A 24057-nucleotide genomic window follows, 5' to 3' on the forward strand; every position below is an offset into this window, starting at 1 on the left:
GCTTCGGCCCCTGATTGCGGGGGCCTTATGCTGAACATTGTTTTATTCGAACCTGAAATACCACCCAACACCGGTAATATCATCCGCCTGTGCGCTAACACCGGCTTTCAGCTGCATCTGATTGAGCCGCTTGGCTTTGCGTGGGATGACAAACGGCTGCGCCGCGCCGGACTTGATTATCATGAATATACCGCGCTGAAAAAACACGCCAGCTACAGCGCTTTCCTCGCGTCTGAGGCGCCGCAGCGTCTGTTTGCCCTGACCACGAAAGGTACGCCAGCACACAGCGCCGTCAGCTATCAGGCCGGGGACTACCTGCTGTTTGGCCCGGAAAGCCGGGGCCTGCCCGCGGAAATCCTTGACGCCCTGCCTGCCGGACAGAAGATACGCATCCCGATGCGCGCCGAAAGCCGCAGCATGAATCTCTCCAATGCCGTATCAGTGGTGGTGTATGAAGCGTGGCGCCAGCTCGATTTCGCCGGCGCGCTGATCAGAGATTAAATCCCGTCACCATATTCAAAACCGGCGCCGGTAAAATGCTGATCCATATCCATTGAGGGTTTATCGCTGGCGGGTTTGCCCACAATGCGCGCCGGAACGCCAGCGGCGGTGGTATGCGGGGGAACAGGCTGCAGTACCACCGAGCCGGCACCGATTTTTGCTCCGCGACCTACGTCTATGTTGCCGAGGATTTTAGCGCCGGCACCAATCATAACGCCTTCGCGAATTTTAGGATGGCGATCGCCGCTGGTTTTGCCGGTCCCGCCCAGCGTAACGGATTGCAGGATAGAGACATCATTTTCTACTACGGCCGTTTCGCCGATCACAATACCCGTAGCGTGATCCAGCATGATCCCGCGCCCGATACGGGCCGCCGGGTGAATATCAACGGCGAAGGAAACGGAGATCTCATTTTGCAGATAGACAGCCAGCGCGCGGCGACCCTCTTTCCACAACCAGTGGCCAATACGATAGGCCTGCAGCGCATGGAAGCCTTTCAGGTAGAGCAGCGGCGTAGAGTATTTGTCTACTGCCGGATCGCGCTGGCGTACGGCCTGAATATCATAGGCCGCTGAGACAATCATCTCCGGATCCTGACGATACGCTTCTTCAACAATTTCACGCACAGCGATAGCAGGCATAATCGGATTCGCCAGCTTGTTCGCCAGCATGTAGCTGAGCGCGCTGCCGAGATTTTCATGTTTCAGCAAAGTCGCGTGATAAAAGCTGGCCAGCATCGGTTCGCAATCTGCCAGCGCTCTGGCTTCTGCTTTGATATGGTTCCAGACCAGTTCTAACTCTTCAGACGACATTGCTGTTTACTCCCATAAAAAAGCGCCGCAGAGGCGCTACAGGTTGGTGTGCTGAGCATCCTGCTCTAGCCCGGGCTGTTTTCGTCCTTCCTTGCACGACCCAGTAAGCTTAATGCTGCCTCTCGCGCCGTTTTTTCGCAATACAGTACCTGATAAATCTGCTCGGTTATCGGCATTTCAACGCCCATTCTCGCTGCCAGGGCTTTGACTTCTTTGGTATTTCTGTAGCCTTCTACAACTTGTCCGATAATGCGTTGCGCCTCTTCAACGCTCTCGCCCTGACCCAGCATCATGCCAAAACGGCGATTGCGTGACTGGTTATCGGTGCAGGTCAGCACCAGATCGCCCAGTCCTGCCATGCCCATAAACGTTACCGGATCGGCACCCAGCGCCGCGCCCAGACGGCTCATCTCTGCCAGGCCACGGGTGATCAGTGCGGTACGTGCGTTAGCGCCGAAGCCGATACCGTCTGAGATGCCGGCACCGATAGCAATAACGTTTTTAACGGCCCCGCCCAGCTGAACACCGGTAAAATCGGCGTTGTTATAAACGCGGAAGCTTTTGCCGCAGTGCAGCTTCTGCTGCAGATCGTCAGCAAACTCCGCATCGGTCGCCGCAAGTGCGATAGCGGTAGGTAAACCGGCGGCCAGCTCTTTGGCAAAAGTAGGCCCGGAAATTACCGCCAGCGGAATAGCGTCGCCCAGGATCTCCCGCGCAACGTCCTGCAGCAGACGGCCGGTCTCTTTTTCCAGGCCTTTGGTAGCCCAGACAACACGGGAATCGATACGCAGGTAAGGTTTAATCTGCTGCAGCACGTCGCCAAAAACATGGCTCGGTACTACTACCAGCAGATCGCGGCTCGCGCGAACCACCTGGGCGAGATCGGCTTCAGGGATCAGATTATCGGGAAAAGGAACATCGGGCAGGAAAGCGGTGTTACAGCGGTCAGCCTGCAGGCGGGCGACGCTTTGCGGATTGTGGCCCCAGAGCAGAACCGGATGCCCGTTGCGAGCCAGCGTGATAGCGAGAGCGGTGCCGTACGAGCCGGCACCGAGTACGCTGATAGACGCGTTATCTGTTGTCATCAGGCATCCTGACGTGGCGCTTCGCCTTCACCTTGCTGCTGCAGGTAGTTCATGAACAGCGCATCGAAGTTAACCGGAGCCAGATTGAGCTGCGGGAACGTACCGCGTGAAACCAAGCTGGTCACGCACTCACGTGCGTAAGGGAACAGAATGTTCGGGCAGTATGCGCCAAGGCAGTGCGCCATCTGCGTGCCATCAATACCGCTGATGGTAAAGATACCCGCCTGCTGTACTTCGCACAGGAATGCGGTCTCTTCGCCTACGGTTGCGGTTACCGTCACGCGCAGCACCACTTCATACACTTCATCAGCCAGCTGAGAAGAGGCGGTATCCAGATCCAGTTTGACTTCCGGCTCCCACTCTTTCTGAAAAACCTGTGGTGCGTTTGGCGCTTCAAAAGAGACATCTTTGGTATAAACGCGCTGGATCTGGAACTGCATTTCGTTGGTGCTTTGTTCTGACATGTTACTAAGTCCTTAAGTGATAATTATCAGTGCAGAAGAGTTAAGCCTGAAGCAGAGGATCGAGTCCCTGACGCCCGTCCAGCGCGTAGAGATCGTCACAACCACCGATGTGCTGAGCGTCGATAAAAACCTGCGGCACCGTGGTGCGGCCACTGCGCCGGATCATCTCTTCACGTTTCATTGCGTCCCCATCGATAGGGATCTCCTGATAAGAAACGCCTTTCTGATCCAGTAACGCCTTTGCACGATGGCAGTATGGGCAGGTTACTTTGGTGTAAATCTCAACATTAGCCATGCGGAATACCTCAGATGATTATTTACCGCGAACCAGCGGCAGGTTTTCGCCACTCCAGCCGCTGACGCCATCTTTCAGGACAGCGACATGTTCAAAGCCTGCTGCGCTCAGCGTTGCTGCTGAATCGCCCGCGCTCTGACCGGTGGCACATACCACAATTATGGGCTGCGACTTGTGCTTTTCCAGCTCGCCGAAGCTGCCTTTTTTAATATCTGCTGCTGCTACGTTAACCGCGCCGGAAATATGTCCCTTGCGATAATCGTCGCGTGAACGCACGTCTACTACCACCGCGTTCTCTTTATTAATCAGATGGGTCGCTTCGCCACGGCTGATGGTTTTTACCTTAGAGAACATCCCTTTAACGGTGGTCACAATCACCAGAATAAGTAAAACGACCCATGCCAGACTAAGGATGGGGTGATTGCTTGCAAACTGCATGATTTCTTGCATGAGAGGTAACGACTCCAGACCGGGCTTATAAGCTAAAACAAGGGTTCTGAGTATACCTGCGCCACTTCGCATGTACAGTCGCGATGCGGGCAGAGATACGATTTGTGCGTCATTTTCCAAAAAAAATGTTTTAATCGCAAAATTCAGACAATGTTTATCGCGCTAAGCTTTAAAGCGACACGTTTCGTAATCTAAAAGCTGGCCGGGATAACTGGTAAGCGGCTGTTCATCGTGGAATAATTATCAACTATGAAGGGAAAAGCGCGCATTACACCTACAAGGACTCATTACAACGGCCCGGCTTCTCAGCTGGTATTCCGCTGGTCCCCCCTCTCCCTCAGCCTGCTGTGTGCGGGTATTTTTTTGCTGCCTGTTACGGGTTACAGCGCTGACGACAATAAAGCGCAGCTAAAAACCATTCAGCAAAGTATCGCGGAAAAAGAGAAGAGCGTTAAAGCTCAGAAAGTTGAGCGCAGTAAACTGCTCGATCAGCTCCGGAGTCAGGAGAAGATTATTGCCCAGGCGAGCCGTCAGCTACGCGAAACGCGCAATAGCTTAAGCACGCTCGACAAAGAGGTTGCTCAGCTTACCGCCTCTATCTCCCGCCTTGAAAAGCAGCAGACGCAGCAGGAAAGCCTGCTGGCGCAGCAGCTCGACGCCGCTTTTCGCCAGGGGCAGCATAATGGTGTACAGCTGCTGCTGGGCGGCGCAGAAGCGCAGCGCAGTGAACGCATCCTGGCCTATTTTGGTTACCTCAACGCCGCGCGGCAAAAAAATATCGATGAGCTGCGGCAGACCCGGCAGCAGCTGGCTGAGCAGCGTCTGACCATGCAGAGCAAACAGCAGCAGCAAAAAAATCTGCTCGTTCAGCAGCAGGCGCAGCAAAGCAAACTGGAAAACGCCAGCGCCGCCCGCAAAAAGACCCTCTCCGCGCTGGAGAACGCGCTGGAAAAAGATCAGGCAGACCTGGTTGAAATGCGTCAGAACGAAAGCCGTCTGCAGGATAAAATTGCCAAAGCAGAGCGCGAAGCGCGTCAGCGGGCCGAGCGCGAGGCGCGTGAAGCCGAGAAGGTGCGCCAGCGTCAGGCGCAGGCCAAAGCGAAAGGCTCCAGCTATGCCCCCACGCAGAGCGAGCGTGAGCTGATGGCGCGTACCGGCGGACTGGGGCGCGCAGGCGGCCAGGCTTTCTGGCCGGTACGCGGCAGAATTGAACACCGCTTCGGTGAGGCGATGCAGGGTGAGCTACGCTGGAAAGGACTGGTAATCGACGCACCGGAAGGCACCGAAGTGAAAGCGATTGCGGATGGACGGGTACTGATGGCCGACTGGCTGCAGGGCTACGGGCTGGTTGTGGTACTGGAGCACGGTAAAGGCGATATGAGCCTGTACGGCTATAACCAGAGCGCACTGGTAAGCGTCGGTGCACAGGTCAAAGCTGGTCAGCCGGTGGCGCTGGTAGGCACCAGTGGCGGCCGCGGTACGCCGTCGCTCTATTTTGAGATCCGCCGTCAGGGCAAAGCTGTTAACCCACTACCGTGGTTAGGAAGATAAGTGCTGTTTTTATCCCGAACGTTACCCGCTCTGCTATGCGGCTCGCTTCTGAGTTTCAGCGTGCAGGCGGCAAAATTAGCGATTGTCATTGATGATTTTGGCTACCGTCCCACCGAAGAGAACAAAGTGCTGGCGATGCCGGCAGCCATCTCTGTTGCCGTACTGCCCAACGCCCCGCATGCGCGTGAGATGGCAACCAAAGCCCATCAGCGCGGTCATGAAGTATTGATTCACCTGCCGATGGCGCCGCTCAGCAAACAGCCGCTGGAAAAAGATACCCTGACGCCGGAGATGAGCAGCGACGAAATCGCCCGCATTATCCGTGAAGCCAGCGGTAAAGTTCCCTACGCGGTTGGCCTGAACAATCATATGGGCAGTAAAATGACCTCCAGCCTGCCCGGCATGCAGAAAGTGATGCAGGTGCTGAATCACTACAACTACTATTTTCTCGACAGCCTGACCATCGGCAATAGTCAGGCCGTTGCAGCGGCGCAGGGCACGCAGGTCAAAGTCGTGAAACGCCGCGTGTTTCTTGATGATAATCAAAATGAAGCGATGGTACGACAGCAGTTTACCCGGGCGGTTAAGCTGGCACAGCGGGACGGGTTTGCTATCGCTATCGGCCATCCGCACCCGACAACAGTGCGCGTGCTGCAGCAGATGCTGCCTTCCCTTCCGGCTGATATTACGCTGGTTACGCCAGGACAGCTGCTGGATGAGCCGCTGCGTCACAGCGCAAAACCTGCTGCAGCCTCTCCGGCTAAACCCGCCAGCGTGCGCTTCCGCGCGCCTGCCATCTGTAAAGTCAGTGCCGCGCCAGTGCCGCAGCAGCGGGCAGTGGAAATTATCGGCGAAGGCCTGATGCAGAACCCTTTCATGCTCAAACTGAAAGCGCTGTTTTAAAGCAGCGGTGTGGGCCACCGCACCGCTGACATTCACATTGCAGCCAGAAAGTTTATACTCTTGCCGGAAAACTCACGGCACAGAACAAGGACATCAGCAGGAATGACGCCGCATAAACGAAAAATTCTACTGCTTGATAATGGTCGCGAGTGGGGCGGCGGCACGAATAGCATGCTGGAATTACTGAAGCGGATCGATCGTAACCAGTTCGATATTACCTGCTGCTTTTATCATAATTATTCGCGCGGCAATAACGAAACCATTGAGCAAATTCTTGGATCGTTAACGATTCCGGTGACGTTTATTCCGCAGCGCAGACAACCTCTCTGGGCAAAAATCAGCAAAGAAATAGTCCGCACGCTGCTTTTTTTCAGCAAAGAGAGCAGAAAAAAAGCGATTCATTTTGTGGATCGCCGATGGCGTATTATCCCGAACGCGCACAAGATTGGCGCGCTTCTGCAATCCGGGCAGTTTGACCTGCTTTATATGAATAATCAGCCCAGTACCAACACTGAAGGCTATCTGGCAGCCCGCCCGCTTAATATTCCGGTGGTTCAGCACTGCCGTATTGACCCGGTACTGAATTGCCAGCTGGTCGCGATGCTGAACCGGGACTGCGAAGCGATTATCTGCGTTTCGCACGGTGTCAGTCATACGCTGCAGCGCCATGGTGTCCATCCTCAACTTTGTCATACCGTCAGCAATGCCATCGATATCTACCAGCCGTTGCCCGATCGTACCGCGGTTCGTCAGGCGCTGCAGATTGCCCCGGAAACCTTTGTGTTTGGCTCTATTGGGTCACTGATAGCGCGTAAAGCCAATCACCATACGCTGAGCGCACTGGGCCGGTTTCACCGCCTTTACCCTCACGCTGACTGGAAAATGCTGATTGTCGGTACCGGTCCGGAACAGGCTAACCTTGCACAGCTGGCAGAAAAAGAGCAGATTGCTGACCGCATCGTTTTCACCGGTTTTAAAAATAATGCGCTGGATTTTCTGGCCGCGTTCGACACGTTCATACTGGCCTCGCAAAGTGAAGGCTTACCCCGCGTGGTGCTTGAAGCGATGCTGGTCAATACTGCCGTTATCGGATCGCGGGTAACCGGGACAGCTGAGCTGATTGAACACAACCAGACCGGTCTGCTGTTTGAATATGGTGATATTGCAGAGCTGACACAGCAGCTGATCGCTCTGTGGGAGAACAGAGAATTACGTCAGAAATTAACCGACACGGCTGCCGGAAAGGTACGCGAACATTACGCTATTGAAAACTATATTCAGGGCGTAGAAACGGTTCTGGCTAATGTTATTCAGGAAAAGAGTCATGCTTAATTTTTTTAATAAACGTTTCCGCCATATTCGCGCGCGGCATAATATTCCCTACAGTCAGAGTCGCGTGCAGGGCAAGACTCCTGTCACCTCCGTGGTGATCCCGTGTGCGGGTGAGGACTATATTGAAGAAGCGCTGCTCAGCGCCTGCTTTGCCAGCCGTTTTGCCACCAGCGTCACGGAGATTGTTATCGTCAGCGACCAGCCCGCGACACAATTTGGTGAGCTGCCGGCAAAGACCCGCGTTGCCACGCTGACCATTCCGCACCGTGAAGAGAGCTACCGTTATAAACAGATTTACCGCAGCCGGCTGATCAAACTGCAGGCGCCTTTGCAGGCCAGCGGTGACGCGGTTCTGATGATCGACTCTGACCTCAACCTGCTTAAAGATCCTGCCCTCAGCCTGCGTGAAGGCCATCTTTACTCCAGCTTCAGAGAAGGCAGAATGATTGCCAAACTTGAAAACGCGGCTGAGGAGCAGATCCCGGCTTACTATAAACCCGCCATCCGGCCCTGGCTGGTTGACCATGTCAACGGCGCTTATCTGGCCGCCACGCGTCAGACCTGGAAGCGTATCTGCCCGCTGTGGCTGACGCTGTTTCAGGATACCTGGGAGCTGATGAATGATAATCAGCCCCCCACCGATCAGCTGCCGCTCTCTGCGCTGCTGGATATGCTCGATCTGGTTACGGTTAACCTGGGCGAGTGGGCAAACTGGCCGGTCTCCAAGCGCATCGGCGGAACGGCAGCGGTCATTCCGCCTGAGGTCATTGGCGCACACGGCGGTTTTCCGTTAAGCGAATGGCAGAAGTATCTGCAGGACCCGGCGCAGCCGCTGCAGTTTAAAGGTCAGGACTATACGCGCAAAGTACGCTACCTGACGGATGAAGAGAAAAAACGCGGCTGATACTACTCCGGCCCGCGGGCCGGAGTCCGTTTAATCCCAGCTCAGCACCACTTTCCCTGACCGTCCGGAGCGCATGTCATCGAACCCCTGCTGAAACGCGTCGATGTCATAGCGGTGGGTGATCACCGGCGTAAGATCCAGTCCGGACTGGATTAACGCCGCCATCTTGTACCAGGTTTCAAACATCTCACGGCCATAGATACCTTTGATAAACAGGCCTTTGAAGATGACCAGATTCCAGTCGATCGACATATCGCCGGGTGGAATGCCCAGCAGCGCAATGCGTCCGCCGTGGTTCATGGTTTCCAGCATCGTGCGGAAAGCTGCCGGTGCGCCTGACATCTCCAGTCCGACATCAAATCCTTCGGTCATACCGAGATCCTGCATCACGTCGCGCAGATTTTCCTGCGCCACGTTAACCGCACGGGTCACGCCCATCTCGCGAGCCAGACTCAGACGGTATTCATTCACGTCAGTGATCACAACGTGACGGGCACCTACGTGCCTGCAGACGGCGGCAGCCATAATACCAATTGGCCCGGCGCCGCAGATCAGGACATCTTCACCGGGCAGATCAAATGACAGCGCGGTATGTACGGCGTTGCCGAACGGATCGAAGATGGCTGCCAGTTCGTCAGAAATGTTATCGGGAATTTTAAACGCGTTGTATGCCGGGATAACCAGATACTCCGCGAAGCAGCCCTGGCGATTGACCCCCACGCCCACCGTATTGCGGCACAGGTGCGTTCGCCCTGCCCGGCAGTTACGGCAGTGGCCGCAGGTAATATGCCCCTCTCCGGAAACGCGATCGCCAATGGCGAAGCCTTTCACCTCCTGTCCCATGCTAACCACTTCACCGACATACTCATGTCCGGTGATCATCGGGACCGGAATGGTTTTACGCGACCACTCATCCCAGTTGTAGATGTGGATATCCGTACCGCAAATAGCAGTTTTACGGATCTTAATCAGCAGATCGTTATGACCCGGTTCCGGCACCGGTGCATCCTGCACCATCCAGATCCCCTCTTCAGCTTTCAGTTTGGCAAGTGCTTTCATTTTTCTGCTCCTGCAGCAATCACGCCCAGCCGCTGGCCGACGCGGATAAAAGCGGCGATAGCCTGTTCCAGCTGCGCCTGCGTGTGAGCGGCAGACATCTGCGTGCGGATGCGCGCCTGACCCTGCGGCACCACCGGATAGAAAAAGCCGGTGACGTAAATGCCTTCCTGCTGCAGCAGCGTGGCAAATTGCTGCGCCACGTTAGCCTCACCCAGCATCACCGGAATAATGGCGTGATCGGCGCCGGCCAGCGTGAAGCCTGCCGCGGTCATCTTCTCCCGGAAGAAGCGCGCGTTATCCCATAGCCGCTGGCGCAGACCGTCACCCTCACTCAGCAGATCCAGCACCCGCAGCGAGGCCGCGACAATTGCCGGAGCCAGCGAGTTAGAAAACAGATAGGGACGAGCACGCTGACGCAGCCACTCCACGACCTCTTTTTTCGCGGCTACATAGCCGCCGGAGGCACCGCCCAGCGCTTTACCTAACGTTCCCGTGAGGATATCAACGCGATCCATCACGTCGCAGTATTCATGCGTGCCGCGCCCTGCTGCGCCGATAACGCCCACCGCATGAGAGTCATCGACGATGACCAGCGCATCAAACTCCTCCGCCAGGTCGCAAATCCCCTGCAGATTGGCAATCACGCCATCCATAGAGAACACGCCATCGGTAGCGATCGCGATATGCCGGGCACCTTTATCACGCGCCTCCTGCAGACAGGTACGCAGCGCCTGCATATCGTTATTGGCGTAGCGATAGCGCTGCGCCTTACACAGGCGTATGCCATCAATGATGGAGGCGTGATTCAGCGCATCGGAAATAATGGCATCCTCCGGACCCAGCAGCGCCTCAAACAGGCCGCCGTTAGCGTCAAAACAGGAGGAGAAAAGAATAGACGCTTCCATACCAAGAAAGTCAGCCAGCTTACGCTCCAGCTGCTGATGCGTATCCTGCGTACCGCAGATAAAGCGCACCGACGCCATACCAAAGCCGTGGGAATCCATACCCTCTTTCGCTGCCTGAATCAGCGCCGGATGATTCGCCAGACCGAGATAGTTATTGGCACAAAAGTTAATGACCGGCGTGCCGTGATCAACGCTGATCTCCGCCTGCTGGGCTGACGTAATGCGACGTTCCTGTTTGAACAATCCGTCCTGACGCGTTGTCTCAAGCTGCTGACGGATTTGCGAATAAAACTGATTGGACATGATTCTGCTCCTTAGATCGTAAATTACCGGAGCATCTTACTGAGCAAATAGCAGGCAGACGATATTTCAGCCAGTTAAATGTTCGTTTTGCAGCATAGTTCACGCCGTAGTCAGCGTTTGTGCGATACGCCTCACGCATCTGGCTGTCCGGACAGGGCTGAAATGTTATGATGATGAGTATTCGTGCGTGAAACCTTCTGTTTCACCCTAACTGATTAAAGGCTAAGCATATGATTATCGTTACCGGCGGCGCTGGCATGATTGGCAGCAACATCGTTAAAGCGCTTAACGATCGCGGTCATAGCGACATTCTGGTCGTGGATAACCTGAAAGATGGCACCAAATTCGTCAATCTGGCGGATCTGGATATCGCTGATTATATGGATAAAGAGGAGTTTCTCTCTTACATCATGTCAGGCGAAGATCTGGGGCCGATTGAAGCGGTATTCCATCAAGGTGCCTGTTCCGCCACCACCGAGTGGGATGGCAAGTACATGATGGATAACAACTATCAGTACTCTAAAGATCTGCTGCATTTCTGCCTTGAGCGCGAGATCCCGTTTCTCTACGCCTCCTCTGCCGCGACCTATGGTGGCCGCAATGAGAACTTTATCGAAGAACGTCAGTATGAAGAGCCGCTGAACGTCTACGGCTATTCAAAAATGCTGTTCGATCACTACGTGCGTCAGATTCTGCCTGAAGCGGATTCGCCGGTGTGCGGTTTCCGCTATTTCAATGTGTATGGTCCGCGCGAAGGGCACAAAGGCAGTATGGCCAGCGTGGCGTTTCATCTGAATACGCAAATCAGCAACGGTGAGAACCCTAAGCTGTTTGAAGGCAGCGACAGCTTCCGCCGTGATTTTATCCATGTAGATGATGTTGTGGCTGTAAACCTGTGGTGCTGGGAGAATGGCGTATCCGGTATCTATAACTGCGGCACCGGACGCGCGGAATCGTTCCAGGAAGTGGCTGATGCCGTGCTTAAATTCCATCAGCAGGGCCAGATTGAGTACATTCCTTTCCCGGATAAACTCAAAGGACGCTATCAGGCATTTACCCAGGCCGATCTGACAAAACTGCGTGAAGCGGGCTATGACAAGCCATTTAAAACTGTCGCACAGGGCGTGGGCGAGTACATGGCCTGGCTGAATCGCAACGCATAAGGACACCCGCATCAGCGATGAAAATTCTGGTTATTGGCCCTTCCTGGGTCGGCGATATGATGATGTCGCAAAGTCTCTATCGCACTCTCAAGGTGGCGCATCCTGATGCGGTCATTGATGTGATGGCACCCGCGTGGTGCCGCCCGCTGCTGTCACGCATGCCGGAAGTGAATCAGGCGCTGGCGATGCCGCTGGGGCACGGCGCGCTGGCGTTGGGCGAACGCCGTCGTCTCGGCAAAACCCTGCAGGCCAGCGGTTACGATCGCGCTTACGTATTGCCGAACTCGTTTAAATCGGCGCTGGTCCCCTTTTTCGCCGGCATACCGCGCCGCACCGGCTGGCGCGGTGAAATGCGTTACGGCGTGCTCAATGATGTGCGGGTACTGGACAAAGCGGCGTTTCCGCTAATGGTAGAGCGCTATGTTTCCCTGGCGTATGACACGCCGGTAACCTCCGCTCAGCAGCTGCCACAGCCGCTGCTATGGCCGCAGCTGCGCGTAGAGGACGACGAAAAGCGCATGACGGCTGCGCAGTTTGGCCTCTCCACCGATCGTCCGGTTATCGGCTTTTGTCCGGGAGCAGAGTTTGGACCGGCGAAACGCTGGCCGCATTATCACTATGCTGCCCTGGCGGAACAGCTGATCGCAGAAGGCTACCAGGTCGTGCTGTTTGGCTCAGCTAAAGATCGCGATACCGGCGAGTCGATTCTGCAGGCGCTGCCTGAGCCGTTGCGTGCGCACGGCAAAAATCTGGCAGGTGAGACGCAGCTGGAGCAGGCCGTGATCCTGCTCGCCCACTGTCGCGCCGTGGTCAGCAACGATTCCGGTCTGATGCACATTGCGGCAGCGCTCAACCGGCCGCTGGTCGCGCTGTATGGCCCGAGCAGCCCGGATTTCACGCCGCCGCTTTCCCGTCAGGCCCGCGTTATCCGGCTAATCAGCGGCTATCACAAAGTGCGTAAAGGCGATGCCGCTGAGGGTTATCATCAGAGCCTGATCGACATTACCCCTGCGCGCGTGCATCAGACCCTGAGCGCGCTGCTACAGCCGGCGCAGGAGCAGACATGCACGTTTTAATCGTTAAAACCTCTTCAATGGGAGATGTTCTCCATACGCTGCCCGCGCTTACCGATGCCATGCAGGCGCTGCCAGGTATACGCTTTGACTGGGTGGTAGAAGAGAATTTTGCTCAGATCCCCGGCTGGCATCCTGCCGTAGATAAAGTCCTGCCGGTTGCGATCCGTCGCTGGCGCAAACACTGGTTTGGCAGTCAGCAGCGCGAAGAGCGCGTCGCGTTTAAGCGCAATTTGCAGTCGCGCCAGTATGATATGGTTATTGACGCACAGGGCCTGATTAAAAGCGCAGCCCTGGTGACGCGTCTGGCAACCGGCACGAAGCATGGTCTGGACAGCCGCAGCGCGCGGGAGCCTTTTGCGAGCTGGTGGTATGACAGGCGCCATGAGGTCAGCAAGCAGCAGCACGCCGTTGAGCGCACGCGTGAGCTGTTTGCGAAAAGTCTGGGCTATGAAAAGCCTGCCACCCAGGGCGATTACGCCATTGCGGCACATTTTCTGACTCCCCGGACCGAAGCCGCTCCCTCCTGGCTGGTGTTTCTGCACGCTACAACCCGCGACAATAAACACTGGCCGGAAGCGCACTGGCGCGAGCTGATCGGGCTGCTGCAGCCCACCGGCCTGCAAATCAGGCTGCCGTGGGGTGCAATACATGAACAGCAGCGCGCGCAGCGGCTGGCAGAGGGCTTTTCGCATGTGGAAGTACTGCCAAAACTGACGCTGGAACAGGTGGCGCAGCAGCTGGCAGGCGCACGCGCAGTGGTCTCGGTGGACACCGGGCTCAGCCATCTGACCGCAGCGCTGGACAGACCCAATATTACGCTGTTCGGTCCCACCGATCCGGGTCTGATTGGCGGTTACGGCAGAAACCAGCATGCGCTGCGCCCGGTTCAGGGTGACAGCATGGCAGATATCATGCCGGATACGGTGCTGGAGACATTAAAGCAGGTGCTGGCATGAAGAAACTGCACATTATCAACTTAGGTAAAATGGGCGGCGTTGAGCGGCTGTTCCTTCAGTACATTAATGATGTCTCTGACGGAAGCGATGACGTCATCTGCATCAGCAATCAGATCGACCCGGATATTTTGCAGCAGATGCCCCGGCAGCACGTTACCTTCGCTAACCGGCTGTTTTCGCGCTTTCGTCTGAAAAGCCCGCAGTTTCTGCGCAAGCACCTGCTGCAAAAACGCGTAAATGCCAGTAATGCCGATATGATTATCGTCTGGGATCTGGTTCCCCGGCTTACCGCTAAACCCCGCAAGGCAAAACTGGTTTATTACGATCACGGCTGTTCATGGCGTTATCCAAAGAACGGCAAGACGCTTGCGTTTATGGCCATGCTGGATGGGGTTATTTCCGCTTCCCGGGCGTCGTCCAGAGTAATGCAGCACCGCTTCAATCTGCCCTGCCTGCATAAAGTCGTAATTAACCGTCTCGTTACGCCTCAGGGAATAGATCCTGCAGTGCGGCAGCTTAGCCAGCCAGTCAGAATCGGAACGGCATCACGTCAGGTGGGTCTGAAGGGGATCTCCGTTTCGCTACTGATGATGAAAGAGCTGTTAACGCGCGGGCACAATGTCACGCTTGAAATTGCCGGCAAAGGCCCTGACCGTGAAGCATTTGAAGATTTAGCGCAGCGGCTTGGCATAGCAGAGCGTGTCAGGTTCAGTGGTTTTCAGCATAATATTGCCGAATTTTTCAATCGCGTTGATATTTACATGAGCACGCCGGTGACCGAGCCTTTTGGGCTCTCATGTATGGAAGCACTCTATTTTGGCGTACCTGTAATTTTTCCTTTTGTCGACGGGCAGCCTGAAGTGATTGCAGACAAAATTTGCGGCGTCGGCTTAGCACCAAAAGTCTCTTTGAGTGAACATCAGCAGCTTACGGGAATTGATGTCAATTTCCCTTATCAGGTGTATGACCCGATAAAAGATGACATGACAGAACCGATGCTGCTTTCTCATATCGATTGTGCTGATGCGTTTGAATTTCTGATACAAAAAGAGAACTATCAGACATACAGTGAAAACGCTAAAAGCTGGACTATGAAGCACTTTGACTATGCGTATTTCAGACATGAAATAGAGAGTTCCTTAACCGAGATTGCGAATACAAAAAATGCAAATCAGTAATTACCTGGCAAGGCGTGAAGCTCCTCACTCAGCAATAAGTACCCTGATATTTTTTGGATGCGCAACTGCGCTGCTTACAGCGCCCTTTGGTGGCAGCTTTGGCCGCAACGTATTTTATATAACCAGCTATATTGCTTTTATTACCCTGGCTACCCATGCCTTATATTACGCTAAATTGCGAATAAATATCGCTTTGCCTGTAGCTATGTTACTGGTGGGTATCGCCAGTATCATCTGGACCGCGGTCTATAAACAGCCTGGTGACTTTATCAGCCTCTATCGCCAGTATCAGTCAACGGGCCGCTTGCAGATATCGGGCGCACTTATTCTTTTCTTTGTTTTAAATGATAAAAGCGATTTGCGCCAAAAAGCCATCCTTGCCGCACTGCTGACTGGCCTGGCGGTTAATGCCTATGCCATCTATCAGGGCGTCTGGCTGCATCTGCGCCGCGTTGAGCTGAACTTTGATCGGGCCACCATGGCTGCCTATATCATCAGTGCTGTTAATTTATTGTTTCTCAAAGCAATTTTGTTGCAGAAAAACAAACTTAAGCTTTTCCTTTTTCCTGCAGCCTTTCTGTTTAGTTATCTTGCCATTATTCTGACCGGCACGCGTGCGGCAATGCTTCTTTTTCCCGTAATGGCCCTGATACTCGTCTTATTTTCAAAAAATGTTATCAGCAGAAGATATAAAATCGCGCTTTTTGTCATTATCCCAGCGCTGTTTATCGCCGGCTCGCTGATATTCAAAGAAAAGATTGCTAATCGCATCGACGAGTTTCAGCAAAATATTGCAGATATGCATAAAAACCGCGGTGAAAACTCAGTTGTCTCCCGCCTGAGCATGCAGATTATTGCTTTGCAAACCGGCATCGAGTCACCTGCGGGCCAGTCAGCCGAACAGCGGGCTCTGCTGGCCAGAAAGATCATTCAGCAGCAGCCACAACTCTATGGCGCCTTACCCTACCTGACGGTTCATATGCATAACGAAGTGCTGGAAACCTTTTCGATAAAGGGTATCGCCGGCGCGCTGGCACTGGTGAACTTCTATATTATGCTGCTGGTTTATGCATTCAGGCGCGGCGGCAATGCGCTTTTACTGACGCTGGCGCTGGCATTGATCGGTTATGGGTTAAGTGATGTGATTTTCTTTAGTACAGAATGTACGCTGATCTACTGCCTCACTATTATATTTGCTTTCTCCATGATGAAAGGCCCGCATCATCAGGAAAAAAATCAATGACGAAATCGATCCCGCCTGTTTTAAGCATCATTATCCCCTGCTTTAATGCGGGGGAGTTTATTATTCCCTGCCTGCAATCGCTGTTTGCGCAACTTGAATCTGACATTGAGGTCATCATTATTGATGATGGTTCAACAGATAACTCAGTCAGCGTGATAGAAAATTTTTTGCAGGCACAACAGCACCAGGCAGTTCGGTTTCTGCAGCAGAAGAACTGTGGGATTGCTGATACCCGCAATACCGGCATGCAGCAGGCTCAGGGAAAGTTTGTCACATTTATTGATGCAGACGATATTATCAGCAGACACTATATTGCGGTTATCAGGCCGCTGCTGCTGGCTGATAATGATGATTTAATCGACTTTAACTATCAGCGTTTTGAACATCAGCCGCCTGATGAGACGGAAAAAGTCGATGTAAAACATATCGCCTATGACTTTCAGACTCTGGGGATAGATTGCCTTGAACCCCTGTTCCAAAAATCGATGTGGCATCTGTGGAACCGGGTTTACCGCCGCGCTCTGCTGAGCGGTGAAAGTTTCGCATCAGGCAGGCGCTACGAAGATGTTATCTTTACGCCTTTCCTCTATTTCAGGACAGATAAGATTACGCATCTGGACAATACGCTCTATTTTTACCGCGATAACAAAAGCGGTATTACGCGCAATGTCAGAAAAAGCGATATCGATGATCTGACCTTTGCCATGCAGAAAATGCTTGCCTGGGCAAAAGATAAAGATAATTCTCGTCAGCGTCTGGCATCCTATATGCTGATGGACTGCTTTAAAGAAATAAAGAGTATGTCGAAAATCATCTACGGCTATTACTATTATGAACGCTCTGCCATCACGCTGTTCCGCGCAGCGGCAATAATCTGCAAGGGCAACTGCAGGACAAAAAAATATCTGCAGCTGCGCTTTCCTCAGGTCGATACACTCTTCTCATACCTGAAAAGCCGGTTCAGAAAGCGCAAATCTGAAACGCATCAGCGTGCATGAGCTTTTTTATGCAAGGCATACTCTGTCAGCGTCATTCCCTGTACACGCGGCTGAAGCCAGATAAACAGCTGCTCCAGATCGTCGTACAGCCTGTCGATGTCCGCCTCCGTTTTAAACGTGGGGCTGCCGTCTGGCATGAATTCAGAGGAGTGCAGCATAAACTCGATGTAATCACTGCCCTGATCGAGCGTCTGCGCAGCAACCTTTTTCATTTCATTCAGGTTGCCGCCGGTCGGGCGCAGCCAGTTAACTGAGGGACCACGCGGCTTGCCACGCAGCTGATTCCACGCCTTTTTAAACTGGTTGGTCATCGCGCCATAGCGATACTGAATGCTCATGGGCAACTCCAGCAGCGAACTGTTACCCGGCTTTGAGATATCGCTGGTGTCTATATAGTAAGCGCGATCGGGGAAATGACTATAGTCGGTTCCTCCGCTCCCCTGCGGGGCGCCGGATGAATTACGCCAGCTGACCCGGGGCGTCACGGAGCAGTCAACCAGATAACCGTTATCGATTAAAGCCTGCGCATAAACTTCGTTAAAGGCCCAGCGACCGGCGCGATGACTGGTCATTTTTTGCTGAAATGCATCCTCCAGCAACGCCGTCATAAAGGCGACCTTATCGCGTAAAACGGACTCAGGATACTCAATCAGATAGGGTTGATAACGCCAGTCATCCTGCGTCAGTTTATATTCCGGCGGGCTATACCAGGCGTGAAGATGCATACCGATCTCCCCCTGTCCGCGGGCCAGTAGATCCTGTCCGAACTCTACATAGGCAGGATCGCTCGCCATCTCGTAATTCGTCAGCCAGGTGGGTTTGAAGCCATACTTTTCGCACAGCCTCTGAAAGCGGGGCAGGAAGCTGACATTATGCGTTGTCACCTTTCCGCTGCGGTTGCGCCACAGGTTATCGCCTTCCGTATCCAGGGTAATCAAAAAGGCAGGCTTTTCCATAACTTGTCCGGTATATTTCACTGTTATCATCACTATGGTACGCACCGCCTGTGGCAGGCGCAAACTTTTCCAGCGCCGCTGGCCGGGTCAGGGAGCAGCGCTCTGATTAAACCAGAATAGCGTGAATAAAAAGCAGGGCGGATTTATCTTTAGCTGCTTACCGCGCGCAGTTATGGCAGACTTTTTACAGCATTCGTTCATTTGCCGATAAACGTACTCATATCGGAAAGATAATAGATCAGTTTCACCACCAGGCTGACAGGCAGGCAGAGGTAGATAATTTGTCGAAACGCATTTTAATGGTGATCGATGGTTTGCCCGGCGGCGGCGCCGAAAAAGTCGTCTTAACGCTGGCTGAGGGTTTTATTTCCCTGGGACATCGTGTCTCGATTTTCTCTCTGCGAAAAATATGCGATTACCCTATCCCTGCAGGCGTGGATTATCAGGTGGTGTGCGATCACAGCGTCCGCCCGTGGCGAAAAATGACAGAAACCGTACGCCGTGCGCGCTTGCTGGATGAGGCGGTACGCCAGAGTGAAGCGCTGAACGGCAAGTTCAGTTTAATCTTTTCCCACTTACACAAAACCGATCGCATTGTCAGGCGAGCCCGATCGCTTGATTCTGCTAAAACCTGGTACTGCCTGCACGGCGTCTTTTCTGCCTCCTATCTGGGACGCAAAACAGGTTTTTCCCGCTGGTTAAAGCAGCTAAAAATACGTTACGTCTATCAGGGGCGTCAGCTGGTCGGCGTGTCGCAGTATGTTATCGATGATCTGATAAAGAATGTCGGCGTCAGGCCACGCCTGACCCGCGTTATTTTCAATCCTTTCGACTTTGATCGGCTCGACGAGCTGGCGGCCGGGCCCTGCCCGCTGGCCGGCCAGAATTACCTTGTCCACGTAGGACGCATTCATGAGGCGAAACGTCAGGACCGTTTGCTCGACGCTTATGCGCGGAGCGGCATAATGGCTCCCCTGGTGTTGCTGGGTCAGGGCAGCGCGAAACTCCTGGAGGCGTTACGCCAGCAGGCACGGGATTTGGGCATTTCAGAGCGCGTCTGCTTCGAAGGCTTTCAGCAAAACCCTTATCCGTGGATCCGCCATGCTCAGATGCTGGTTGTGAGTTCAGATAGCGAAGGGTTTGGCAACGTGCTGGTTGAGGCTTTACATTGCGGCACGGCGGTAGTCAGTACACGCTGCCCCGGTGGCCCGGCTGAGATCCTGACCGGCCCGCTCTCCCGCTGTCTGGCCGATCTGAACGCCGCATCGCTGGCAGAAAAAATGCGCGATGTGTATGCCAGCCCCCCCGATTTACAGCACCTCGATTTAAGCATTTATAGTCTGGCTACGATTTGTCAGCAATATCTGCAGCTGGATCCTGTAACAGAAACATCATTTTCAACGGCACGCCATGTTTCGAATTAAGAAATCCCCGGTGGGATGCGGCCAGAATATGGGGATAATTGCTTGACCTACCTTATTATATTTATCATTTTTTGCCCGATTAAATGGGTAATGAAGCTGTTCCGGACGCGCAGCGAAAAAAATCTGGTGATTCAGACCGCCAAAATTGGCGATTTTATTAATATCACTCCGCTGCTCACGCACCTCGGGAAAAGCGATGCGCTGCTGAGCAGAAGCGTTGCGCCGCTCGCCAGCAATGATGTCACCCTTGAACGCATCTGGTATATCGAAGAGTATCGTTCCAGCCTGCTGAAAAAGCTCAGGTTAGTCTGGCATCTGCTCAATCGCTACGACAATATTTATCTGCTGCACCCGACTAACCTGAATCTGTTTATTGCCGCCTGCTGCAATGCAGATAATAAGCAGTTTCTGTCCAGCTATCGCCGCAAGGGGTATCAGAACCTTTTCTATTACACCGCAAGCGGCGAAGTGCAGCATGAAAAAAATACGCTGACGCTGGAAAACTATCTGAAGCTAGCCGATCGCTCTTTCACTAAAGAGAGCTACCCCAAACACGCGACGCTGCCGCTATGGCAGCCTGATTCCCTGCCCGCAGAGATTACCGCGTGCGCGGGAACGCGTATCGGTATCAGTGTGACCGCCGGTAATCAGGCCAAAACCATTCCGCCAGCTATCTGGCAGCGTTTGTTTGACCACCTGAGCGACCTTCACTGCACCTTTTTTGCTTTTGGTGCGCCGAATGAACAATCGCGCGTTCAGGAGCTATTCAAAACAGCCGGGCATCGCGACAACCTGATCAGTCTGGTGGGGAAAGTGTCGCTGGAAGCGCTGCCGGCCGTTATCGGCGAAATGGATTTTTATATCGCCTCCGATTCCGGCAATGTGTACATCGCTGATGCACAGCAGGTACCGGTGATTCTGATTTATGGTCCCTGCTGCGCAGAAGAGCAGAGGCCGCTGGGCGATGTACTGCTGATTGGTCCTGACCATATCGCGCCCTCTTCTTTTGTCTTTGATGCGCAATATAAATTCGCGCATCCGGTTGAACAGCTTTTCAACCTGGATCAGCGTAAGCTGAGTGATATCCACGATTTTATTCGCACCCGACAGCAGCAGCGTCTGGCGCGCCGAAACAATGAAATGACCTCATGACAGCCCAGCCAGAACATTCCATGCCACTACTCAGCCTTATTATCCCGATGTTCAATGCCGGCACTGAGTTTACTGCCTGCCTCCAGGCGCTGTTAGCCCAGACGCTGACCGACCTTGAGATCATCATTGTCGATGATGGCTCAACTGATGGCTCCGGCGAGCAGGCGGACGCTTACGCTGCACGCTATCCGCATATCCGTGTGATCCATCAGGCCAACGGCGGCGTGTCACGGGCGCGAAATGCCGGCCTGGCGATCGCGCGCGGTAAGTACGTCAGCTTTCCCGACGCCGATGACACCATGGATGCAGCGATGTATCAGACGCTGACGGAGATGGCAGAGCGTGATGGACTCGATGCAGCACAGTGCAACGCCGAGTGGTATTTCAAAGCGAGTCAGCGTACCAGACCGCTTATTCCTCACGATCGTCTCACCAGCACCGCTGTGCTGAGCGGACCTGAGTGGCTGAACACCGCGCTCAAAACGCGGCGTTACATGCATGTTGTCTGGCTCGGCATCTATCGTCGTGAGCTGATTACGCGCTGCAATCTGCTGTTTGAGCCGGGACTGCATCATCAGGACATTCCCTGGACCACAGAATTTATGTTTAACGCCACGCGCGTGCGCTATACCGATCGCGTGCTCTATCGCTACTACATGCACGACGCTTCCATCAGTAACCGCAAACGCACCGGCCAGCGCAACGTAGAGTATCAGCGTCACTACCTGAAAATTGCCCGGATGCTGGAAGAGCTGAACCAGCGCTATCGCCGTCATATCCGCATTTATCCGGCATTTCACTACCAGATCACGCATGAAGCGCTCAGCGTTTGTCACGCTATCCGGCGCGAGCCTGAAGCGGAAGCGCGGCAGGCAATGCTGGCGGATCTGTTCAGTACAGGGACGCATAAACGTATGCTGCGCAATACGCGCGGCCTGAAGCAGTGGTATCAGCTGCTGCTGTGGCTGAGCCGCATTTATCGCTGGCGCCAGAAATAAGCACCACTGCTCGCTTTAACCCCTTTCGGGTTTGCCCTACAATCGGCTCACTGAATCCTGAGATCAATAAGTATGGCAAGCCCGATTCCAGCCCGGTTCACACCACAATCTATTTTAGTGATCAAACTGCGCCATCATGGTGACATGCTGCTGACAACGCCTGTCATCAATGCGCTGCGCGCGCGTTATCCTGATGCACATATCGATGTGCTGCTCTATAAAGAAACCCGGCCGATGCTGGAAGCGCATCCGGCAATTCGCCAGCTGCATATTATCGATCGCAGCTGGAAAAAAGAGGGCAGCCTGCAGAAACTGCGCCATGAACTGGCGCTGCTCTCCGCCGTTCGCGCCTGCCGCTACGATCTGGTGATCAACCTCGCCGACCAGTGGCGCAGCGCCATTATTACCGGCCTGTCAGGTGCTGCGGTGCGCATCGGCTTTGCCTATCGCAAACGCGACAACGCCCTCTGGCGCTGGTGCCACAATCAGCGCGTCCCTACCACCCGGCATCATCAGCTGCATACGGTTGAACAGAATATGAGCGCGCTGGCTCCGCTCGGAATCGACGTAACAAATGCAGTCGCGTCGATGCATTTCAGCGAAGCCGATCGGCAGAAAGTAGATGTTTTGCTGGCGCAGCAGCAGATCGCCGGGCCGTTTATTGTGCTGCAGCCTACGTCGCGCTGGGTATTTAAATGCTGGGACGATGAAAAGATGGCGCAGCTGATCACGGCGCTCTCTGATGAAGGGCATACCCTGGTGCTGACGGCAGCGCCGGATAAAAAAGAGCTGGCGATGATAGCGCATATTCAGTCGCTCTGCTCCGCCTCACGCGTGGTATCCCTTGCCGGCCAGCTGTCGCTGCCGCAGCTGGCCGCGCTAATCGACGCGGCGCAGCTCTTTATTGGTGTCGACTCTGCGCCGATGCATATGGCCGCGGCGCTGGACACGCCCTGCCTGGCGCTGTTCGGACCGACAAAGCTGCAGCACTGGCGCCCGTGGGGCAATAATAACCGGGTGATCTGGGCAGGTGATTATGCACCGCTGCCGTCGCCCGACTCGATCGACACCCGCACGGAGCAGCGCTATCTTTCCGCGATTCCGGTCGCCGATGTGCTGACCGCCGCAAGGAGCTATTTGCATGAATAAAATACGTCTGGCTATCGTCCGGCAGAAATATCGCCCGGACGGCGGGGCCGAACGCTTTATTTCACGCGCGCTGGAAGCGCTGGATAGCGAGCAGCTGGATCTCAATATCATTACCCGCAGCTGGCAGGGCGCGCCCAATCCCGCCTGGCATCTGCATATCTGCAACCCGGCAAAGTTTGGCCGCATCTCCCGCGAGCGCGGTTTTGCACGTGCAGCGCGCGCCTGCTGGGAGCGGGAACAGTTTGACCTTGTTCAGAGTCACGAGCGCATCGCCGGGTGCGACATTTTTCGTGCCGGCGACGGCGTACATCGGGTCTGGTTAGAGCAGCGGGCGCGCATTGTTTCCCCGTGGCAGCGGCTGAGCGCAGCGCTCAGCCCGTACCATCGCTATGTGCTGCAGGCTGAAGCGGAGATGTTTAACGATCCGTCGCTCAAAGCGGTGATCTGCAACTCTGAGATGGTGAAGCGGGATATCCTGCGCCATTTCACGCTGGATGCCGGCAACATTCACGTGATCCACAATGCCATTGACAGCAAACGCTTTCAGCCCGCGACACCCAGCCTGCGCCATGCAGCGCGCCATCAGCTGCGGCTGCCGCAGGATGCGCACGTGATGATCTATGTCGGCTCCGGGTTTGAGCGCAAGGGGCTGAAAGCGGCGATCGAGGCGGTGGCGCAAACCGATCGCTATCTGATTGTGGTCGGTCAGGATAAACAGCTGTCGCGCTATCAGCAGCTGGCAAACCAGCTTAACTGTCTTGATCGCCTGCGCTTTGCCGGCGTTCAGCAGGATGTGCAGCCGTTCTATCACGCCGCCGATGCGCTGCTGCTGCCAACGCTGTACGATCCATTTCCGAATGTGGTCCTGGAAGCCATGGCCTGCGGACTGGCAGTGATCACCAGCACCGGCTGCGGCGGAGCCGAGTTTATCCGTCACGGTGAAGAGGGCTTTGTCTGCGACGCGCTGGATATTCGCGCGTTAAAAGAGGCCGTGCTGGCGGTGCCTGCCCTGTCAGACGACAACTGTATGGGCGCCGCCGCCCGCTGCCGGGTGGAACCTTACGGGCCTGAGCGACTGGCAGATGCGCTGACCTCGCTCTATCAGCGCGTGCTGAGCCAGCGCTGACGAAGTGATGTGAGCAGGCGGTGAATTTCTGATAGTATGCCGCCTTTCTCCGGTTTTTTGACGCGAATATGTCG

24 protein-coding genes are annotated in these 24057 nt (G+C 54.5%); 16 read left to right on the forward strand and 8 right to left on the reverse strand.

Annotated elements, in window-relative coordinates; translation table 11 throughout:
• Window positions 1–27: 27 nt before the first annotated feature.
• Window positions 28–501: a tRNA (uridine(34)/cytosine(34)/5-carboxymethylaminomethyluridine(34)-2'-O)-methyltransferase TrmL gene (gene trmL, locus LAC65_RS15525; protein WP_039381222.1), complete on the forward strand. Its 474-nt coding sequence runs from the start codon at window positions 28–30 to the stop codon at window positions 499–501.
• Here trmL and cysE read toward each other — a convergent pair.
• The 5 genes from cysE to LAC65_RS15550 form a co-directional block, all read right to left on the reverse strand.
• Window positions 498–1313 carry a serine O-acetyltransferase gene (gene cysE / locus LAC65_RS15530; protein WP_039381223.1) on the reverse strand — a complete coding sequence of 272 codons (816 nt, stop codon included), beginning with the start codon at window positions 1311–1313 and terminating at the stop codon, window positions 498–500. The two genes, trmL and cysE, sit on opposite strands and share 4 nt — an antisense overlap.
• A gap of 65 nt (window positions 1314–1378) precedes the next feature.
• Window positions 1379–2398: an NAD(P)H-dependent glycerol-3-phosphate dehydrogenase gene (gene gpsA, locus LAC65_RS15535; RefSeq protein WP_039381224.1), complete on the reverse strand. Its 1020-nt coding sequence runs from the start codon at window positions 2396–2398 to the stop codon at window positions 1379–1381.
• Window positions 2398–2862 (reverse strand): protein-export chaperone SecB, encoded by a 465-nt coding sequence (gene secB / locus LAC65_RS15540; protein WP_039381225.1) that lies wholly within the window; start codon window positions 2860–2862, stop codon window positions 2398–2400. Before secB ends, gpsA begins: the two co-directional genes overlap by 1 nt.
• A gap of 40 nt (window positions 2863–2902) precedes the next feature.
• Window positions 2903–3157: a glutaredoxin 3 gene (gene grxC / locus LAC65_RS15545; RefSeq protein WP_039381226.1), complete on the reverse strand. Its 255-nt coding sequence runs from the start codon at window positions 3155–3157 to the stop codon at window positions 2903–2905.
• Between the two features lie 18 nt (window positions 3158–3175).
• Complete coding sequence (locus LAC65_RS15550) at window positions 3176–3607, reverse strand: rhodanese-like domain-containing protein (RefSeq protein WP_039381227.1); 432 nt, start codon at window positions 3605–3607, stop codon at window positions 3176–3178.
• A 249-nt stretch (window positions 3608–3856) separates the two neighbouring features.
• On the opposite strand from LAC65_RS15550, the gene envC reads away from it, so the two are divergent.
• From envC to LAC65_RS15570, 4 genes are all read left to right on the forward strand, one after another.
• Window positions 3857–5158, forward strand: coding sequence for a murein hydrolase activator EnvC (gene envC / locus LAC65_RS15555; RefSeq protein WP_039381228.1), 1302 nt, complete (start codon window positions 3857–3859; stop codon window positions 5156–5158).
• Window positions 5159–5161: 3 nt separating this feature from the next.
• Window positions 5162–6061, forward strand: a complete 900-nt coding sequence (locus tag LAC65_RS15560; protein ID WP_039385667.1) for a divergent polysaccharide deacetylase family protein — start codon at window positions 5162–5164, stop codon at window positions 6059–6061.
• Window positions 6062–6163: 102 nt separating this feature from the next.
• Window positions 6164–7393, forward strand: a complete 1230-nt coding sequence (locus LAC65_RS15565) for a glycosyltransferase (protein WP_203025744.1) — start codon at window positions 6164–6166, stop codon at window positions 7391–7393.
• On the forward strand, window positions 7386–8297 hold the full coding sequence (locus LAC65_RS15570; protein ID WP_039381230.1) for a hypothetical protein: 912 nt from the start codon (window positions 7386–7388) through the stop codon (window positions 8295–8297). Before LAC65_RS15565 ends, LAC65_RS15570 begins: the two co-directional genes overlap by 8 nt.
• Before the next feature lie 30 nt (window positions 8298–8327).
• Here the strand turns inward: LAC65_RS15570 and tdh are convergent, their stop codons facing one another.
• Window positions 8328–9356 (reverse strand): L-threonine 3-dehydrogenase, encoded by a 1029-nt coding sequence (gene tdh, locus LAC65_RS15575; RefSeq protein WP_039381231.1) that lies wholly within the window; start codon window positions 9354–9356, stop codon window positions 8328–8330.
• Entirely contained in the window at window positions 9353–10564 is a 1212-nt protein-coding gene (locus LAC65_RS15580) for a glycine C-acetyltransferase (protein ID WP_039381234.1), read from the reverse strand. The genes tdh and LAC65_RS15580 overlap by 4 nt, the downstream gene beginning before the upstream one ends.
• Window positions 10565–10794: 230 nt before the next feature.
• On the opposite strand from LAC65_RS15580, the gene rfaD reads away from it, so the two are divergent.
• The 6 genes from rfaD to LAC65_RS15610 are packed head-to-tail and all read left to right on the forward strand — an operon-like array spanning window position 10795 to window position 17178.
• Window positions 10795–11727 carry an ADP-glyceromanno-heptose 6-epimerase gene (rfaD, locus tag LAC65_RS15585; protein ID WP_039381236.1) on the forward strand — a complete coding sequence of 311 codons (933 nt, stop codon included), beginning with the start codon at window positions 10795–10797 and terminating at the stop codon, window positions 11725–11727.
• 17 nt (window positions 11728–11744) lie between these two features.
• Window positions 11745–12803, forward strand: coding sequence for an ADP-heptose--LPS heptosyltransferase RfaF (rfaF, locus tag LAC65_RS15590; protein WP_039381237.1), 1059 nt, complete (start codon window positions 11745–11747; stop codon window positions 12801–12803).
• A complete protein-coding gene (rfaC, locus tag LAC65_RS15595; RefSeq protein ID WP_039381239.1) occupies window positions 12791–13759 on the forward strand; it encodes a lipopolysaccharide heptosyltransferase RfaC in 969 nt (322 codons plus the stop codon). Before rfaF ends, rfaC begins: the two co-directional genes overlap by 13 nt.
• Window positions 13756–14937, forward strand: coding sequence for a glycosyltransferase (locus LAC65_RS15600; protein WP_039381240.1), 1182 nt, complete (start codon window positions 13756–13758; stop codon window positions 14935–14937). Before rfaC ends, LAC65_RS15600 begins: the two co-directional genes overlap by 4 nt.
• Window positions 14924–16180: an O-antigen ligase family protein gene (locus tag LAC65_RS15605; RefSeq protein ID WP_039381241.1), complete on the forward strand. Its 1257-nt coding sequence runs from the start codon at window positions 14924–14926 to the stop codon at window positions 16178–16180. Before LAC65_RS15600 ends, LAC65_RS15605 begins: the two co-directional genes overlap by 14 nt.
• Entirely contained in the window at window positions 16177–17178 is a 1002-nt protein-coding gene (locus tag LAC65_RS15610; protein WP_039381242.1) for a glycosyltransferase family 2 protein, read from the forward strand. The genes LAC65_RS15605 and LAC65_RS15610 overlap by 4 nt, the downstream gene beginning before the upstream one ends.
• Here the strand turns inward: LAC65_RS15610 and LAC65_RS15615 are convergent.
• A complete protein-coding gene (locus tag LAC65_RS15615; protein ID WP_039381247.1) occupies window positions 17166–18134 on the reverse strand; it encodes a polysaccharide deacetylase family protein in 969 nt (322 codons plus the stop codon). The two genes, LAC65_RS15610 and LAC65_RS15615, sit on opposite strands and share 13 nt — an antisense overlap.
• Before the next feature lie 299 nt (window positions 18135–18433).
• On the opposite strand from LAC65_RS15615, the gene LAC65_RS15620 reads away from it, so the two are divergent.
• From LAC65_RS15620 to LAC65_RS15640, 5 genes are all read left to right on the forward strand, one after another.
• Window positions 18434–19558, forward strand: coding sequence for a glycosyltransferase (locus LAC65_RS15620; protein ID WP_052246462.1), 1125 nt, complete (start codon window positions 18434–18436; stop codon window positions 19556–19558).
• 42 nt (window positions 19559–19600) lie between these two features.
• Window positions 19601–20710, forward strand: a complete 1110-nt coding sequence (locus LAC65_RS15625; protein ID WP_039381248.1) for a glycosyltransferase family 9 protein — start codon at window positions 19601–19603, stop codon at window positions 20708–20710.
• 47 nt (window positions 20711–20757) lie between these two features.
• Window positions 20758–21708, forward strand: coding sequence for a glycosyltransferase (locus LAC65_RS15630; protein ID WP_039381249.1), 951 nt, complete (start codon window positions 20758–20760; stop codon window positions 21706–21708).
• A gap of 72 nt (window positions 21709–21780) precedes the next feature.
• Window positions 21781–22857, forward strand: a complete 1077-nt coding sequence (gene rfaQ, locus LAC65_RS15635; RefSeq protein WP_039381252.1) for a putative lipopolysaccharide heptosyltransferase III — start codon at window positions 21781–21783, stop codon at window positions 22855–22857.
• Window positions 22850–23983, forward strand: coding sequence for a glycosyltransferase family 4 protein (locus LAC65_RS15640; RefSeq protein ID WP_039381254.1), 1134 nt, complete (start codon window positions 22850–22852; stop codon window positions 23981–23983). Before rfaQ ends, LAC65_RS15640 begins: the two co-directional genes overlap by 8 nt.
• The last annotated feature ends 74 nt before the right edge of the window (window positions 23984–24057 follow it).

It is taken from the genome of Pantoea eucrina, assembly GCF_020079945.1.
Taxonomy (GTDB): domain Bacteria; phylum Pseudomonadota; class Gammaproteobacteria; order Enterobacterales; family Enterobacteriaceae; genus Pantoea; species Pantoea eucrina.

Coding starts and splice junctions, on each gene's coding strand:
- trmL (WP_039381222.1), top strand. CDS start 28: ATGCTGAACATTGTTTTATTCGAACCTGAAATACCACCCAACACCGGT.
- LAC65_RS15605 (WP_039381241.1), top strand. CDS start 14,924: ATGCAAATCAGTAATTACCTGGCAAGGCGTGAAGCTCCTCACTCAGCA.
- LAC65_RS15630 (WP_039381249.1), top strand. CDS start 20,758: ATGTTCAATGCCGGCACTGAGTTTACTGCCTGCCTCCAGGCGCTGTTA.
- rfaQ (WP_039381252.1), top strand. CDS start 21,781: ATGGCAAGCCCGATTCCAGCCCGGTTCACACCACAATCTATTTTAGTG.
- gpsA (WP_039381224.1), bottom strand. CDS start 2,398: ATGACAACAGATAACGCGTCTATCAGCGTACTCGGTGCCGGCTCGTAC.
- tdh (WP_039381231.1), bottom strand. CDS start 9,356: ATGAAAGCACTTGCCAAACTGAAAGCTGAAGAGGGGATCTGGATGGTG.
- cysE (WP_039381223.1), bottom strand. CDS start 1,313: ATGTCGTCTGAAGAGTTAGAACTGGTCTGGAACCATATCAAAGCAGAA.
- rfaC (WP_039381239.1), top strand. CDS start 12,791: ATGCACGTTTTAATCGTTAAAACCTCTTCAATGGGAGATGTTCTCCAT.
- secB (WP_039381225.1), bottom strand. CDS start 2,862: ATGTCAGAACAAAGCACCAACGAAATGCAGTTCCAGATCCAGCGCGTT.
- LAC65_RS15600 (WP_039381240.1), top strand. CDS start 13,756: ATGAAGAAACTGCACATTATCAACTTAGGTAAAATGGGCGGCGTTGAG.
- grxC (WP_039381226.1), bottom strand. CDS start 3,157: ATGGCTAATGTTGAGATTTACACCAAAGTAACCTGCCCATACTGCCAT.
- LAC65_RS15640 (WP_039381254.1), top strand. CDS start 22,850: ATGAATAAAATACGTCTGGCTATCGTCCGGCAGAAATATCGCCCGGAC.
- LAC65_RS15570 (WP_039381230.1), top strand. CDS start 7,386: ATGCTTAATTTTTTTAATAAACGTTTCCGCCATATTCGCGCGCGGCAT.
- LAC65_RS15565 (WP_203025744.1), top strand. CDS start 6,164: ATGACGCCGCATAAACGAAAAATTCTACTGCTTGATAATGGTCGCGAG.
- envC (WP_039381228.1), top strand. CDS start 3,857: ATGAAGGGAAAAGCGCGCATTACACCTACAAGGACTCATTACAACGGC.
- LAC65_RS15610 (WP_039381242.1), top strand. CDS start 16,177: ATGACGAAATCGATCCCGCCTGTTTTAAGCATCATTATCCCCTGCTTT.
- LAC65_RS15620 (WP_052246462.1), top strand. CDS start 18,434: ATGGTGATCGATGGTTTGCCCGGCGGCGGCGCCGAAAAAGTCGTCTTA.
- rfaD (WP_039381236.1), top strand. CDS start 10,795: ATGATTATCGTTACCGGCGGCGCTGGCATGATTGGCAGCAACATCGTT.
- rfaF (WP_039381237.1), top strand. CDS start 11,745: ATGAAAATTCTGGTTATTGGCCCTTCCTGGGTCGGCGATATGATGATG.
- LAC65_RS15580 (WP_039381234.1), bottom strand. CDS start 10,564: ATGTCCAATCAGTTTTATTCGCAAATCCGTCAGCAGCTTGAGACAACG.
- LAC65_RS15550 (WP_039381227.1), bottom strand. CDS start 3,607: ATGCAAGAAATCATGCAGTTTGCAAGCAATCACCCCATCCTTAGTCTG.
- LAC65_RS15615 (WP_039381247.1), bottom strand. CDS start 18,134: ATGGAAAAGCCTGCCTTTTTGATTACCCTGGATACGGAAGGCGATAAC.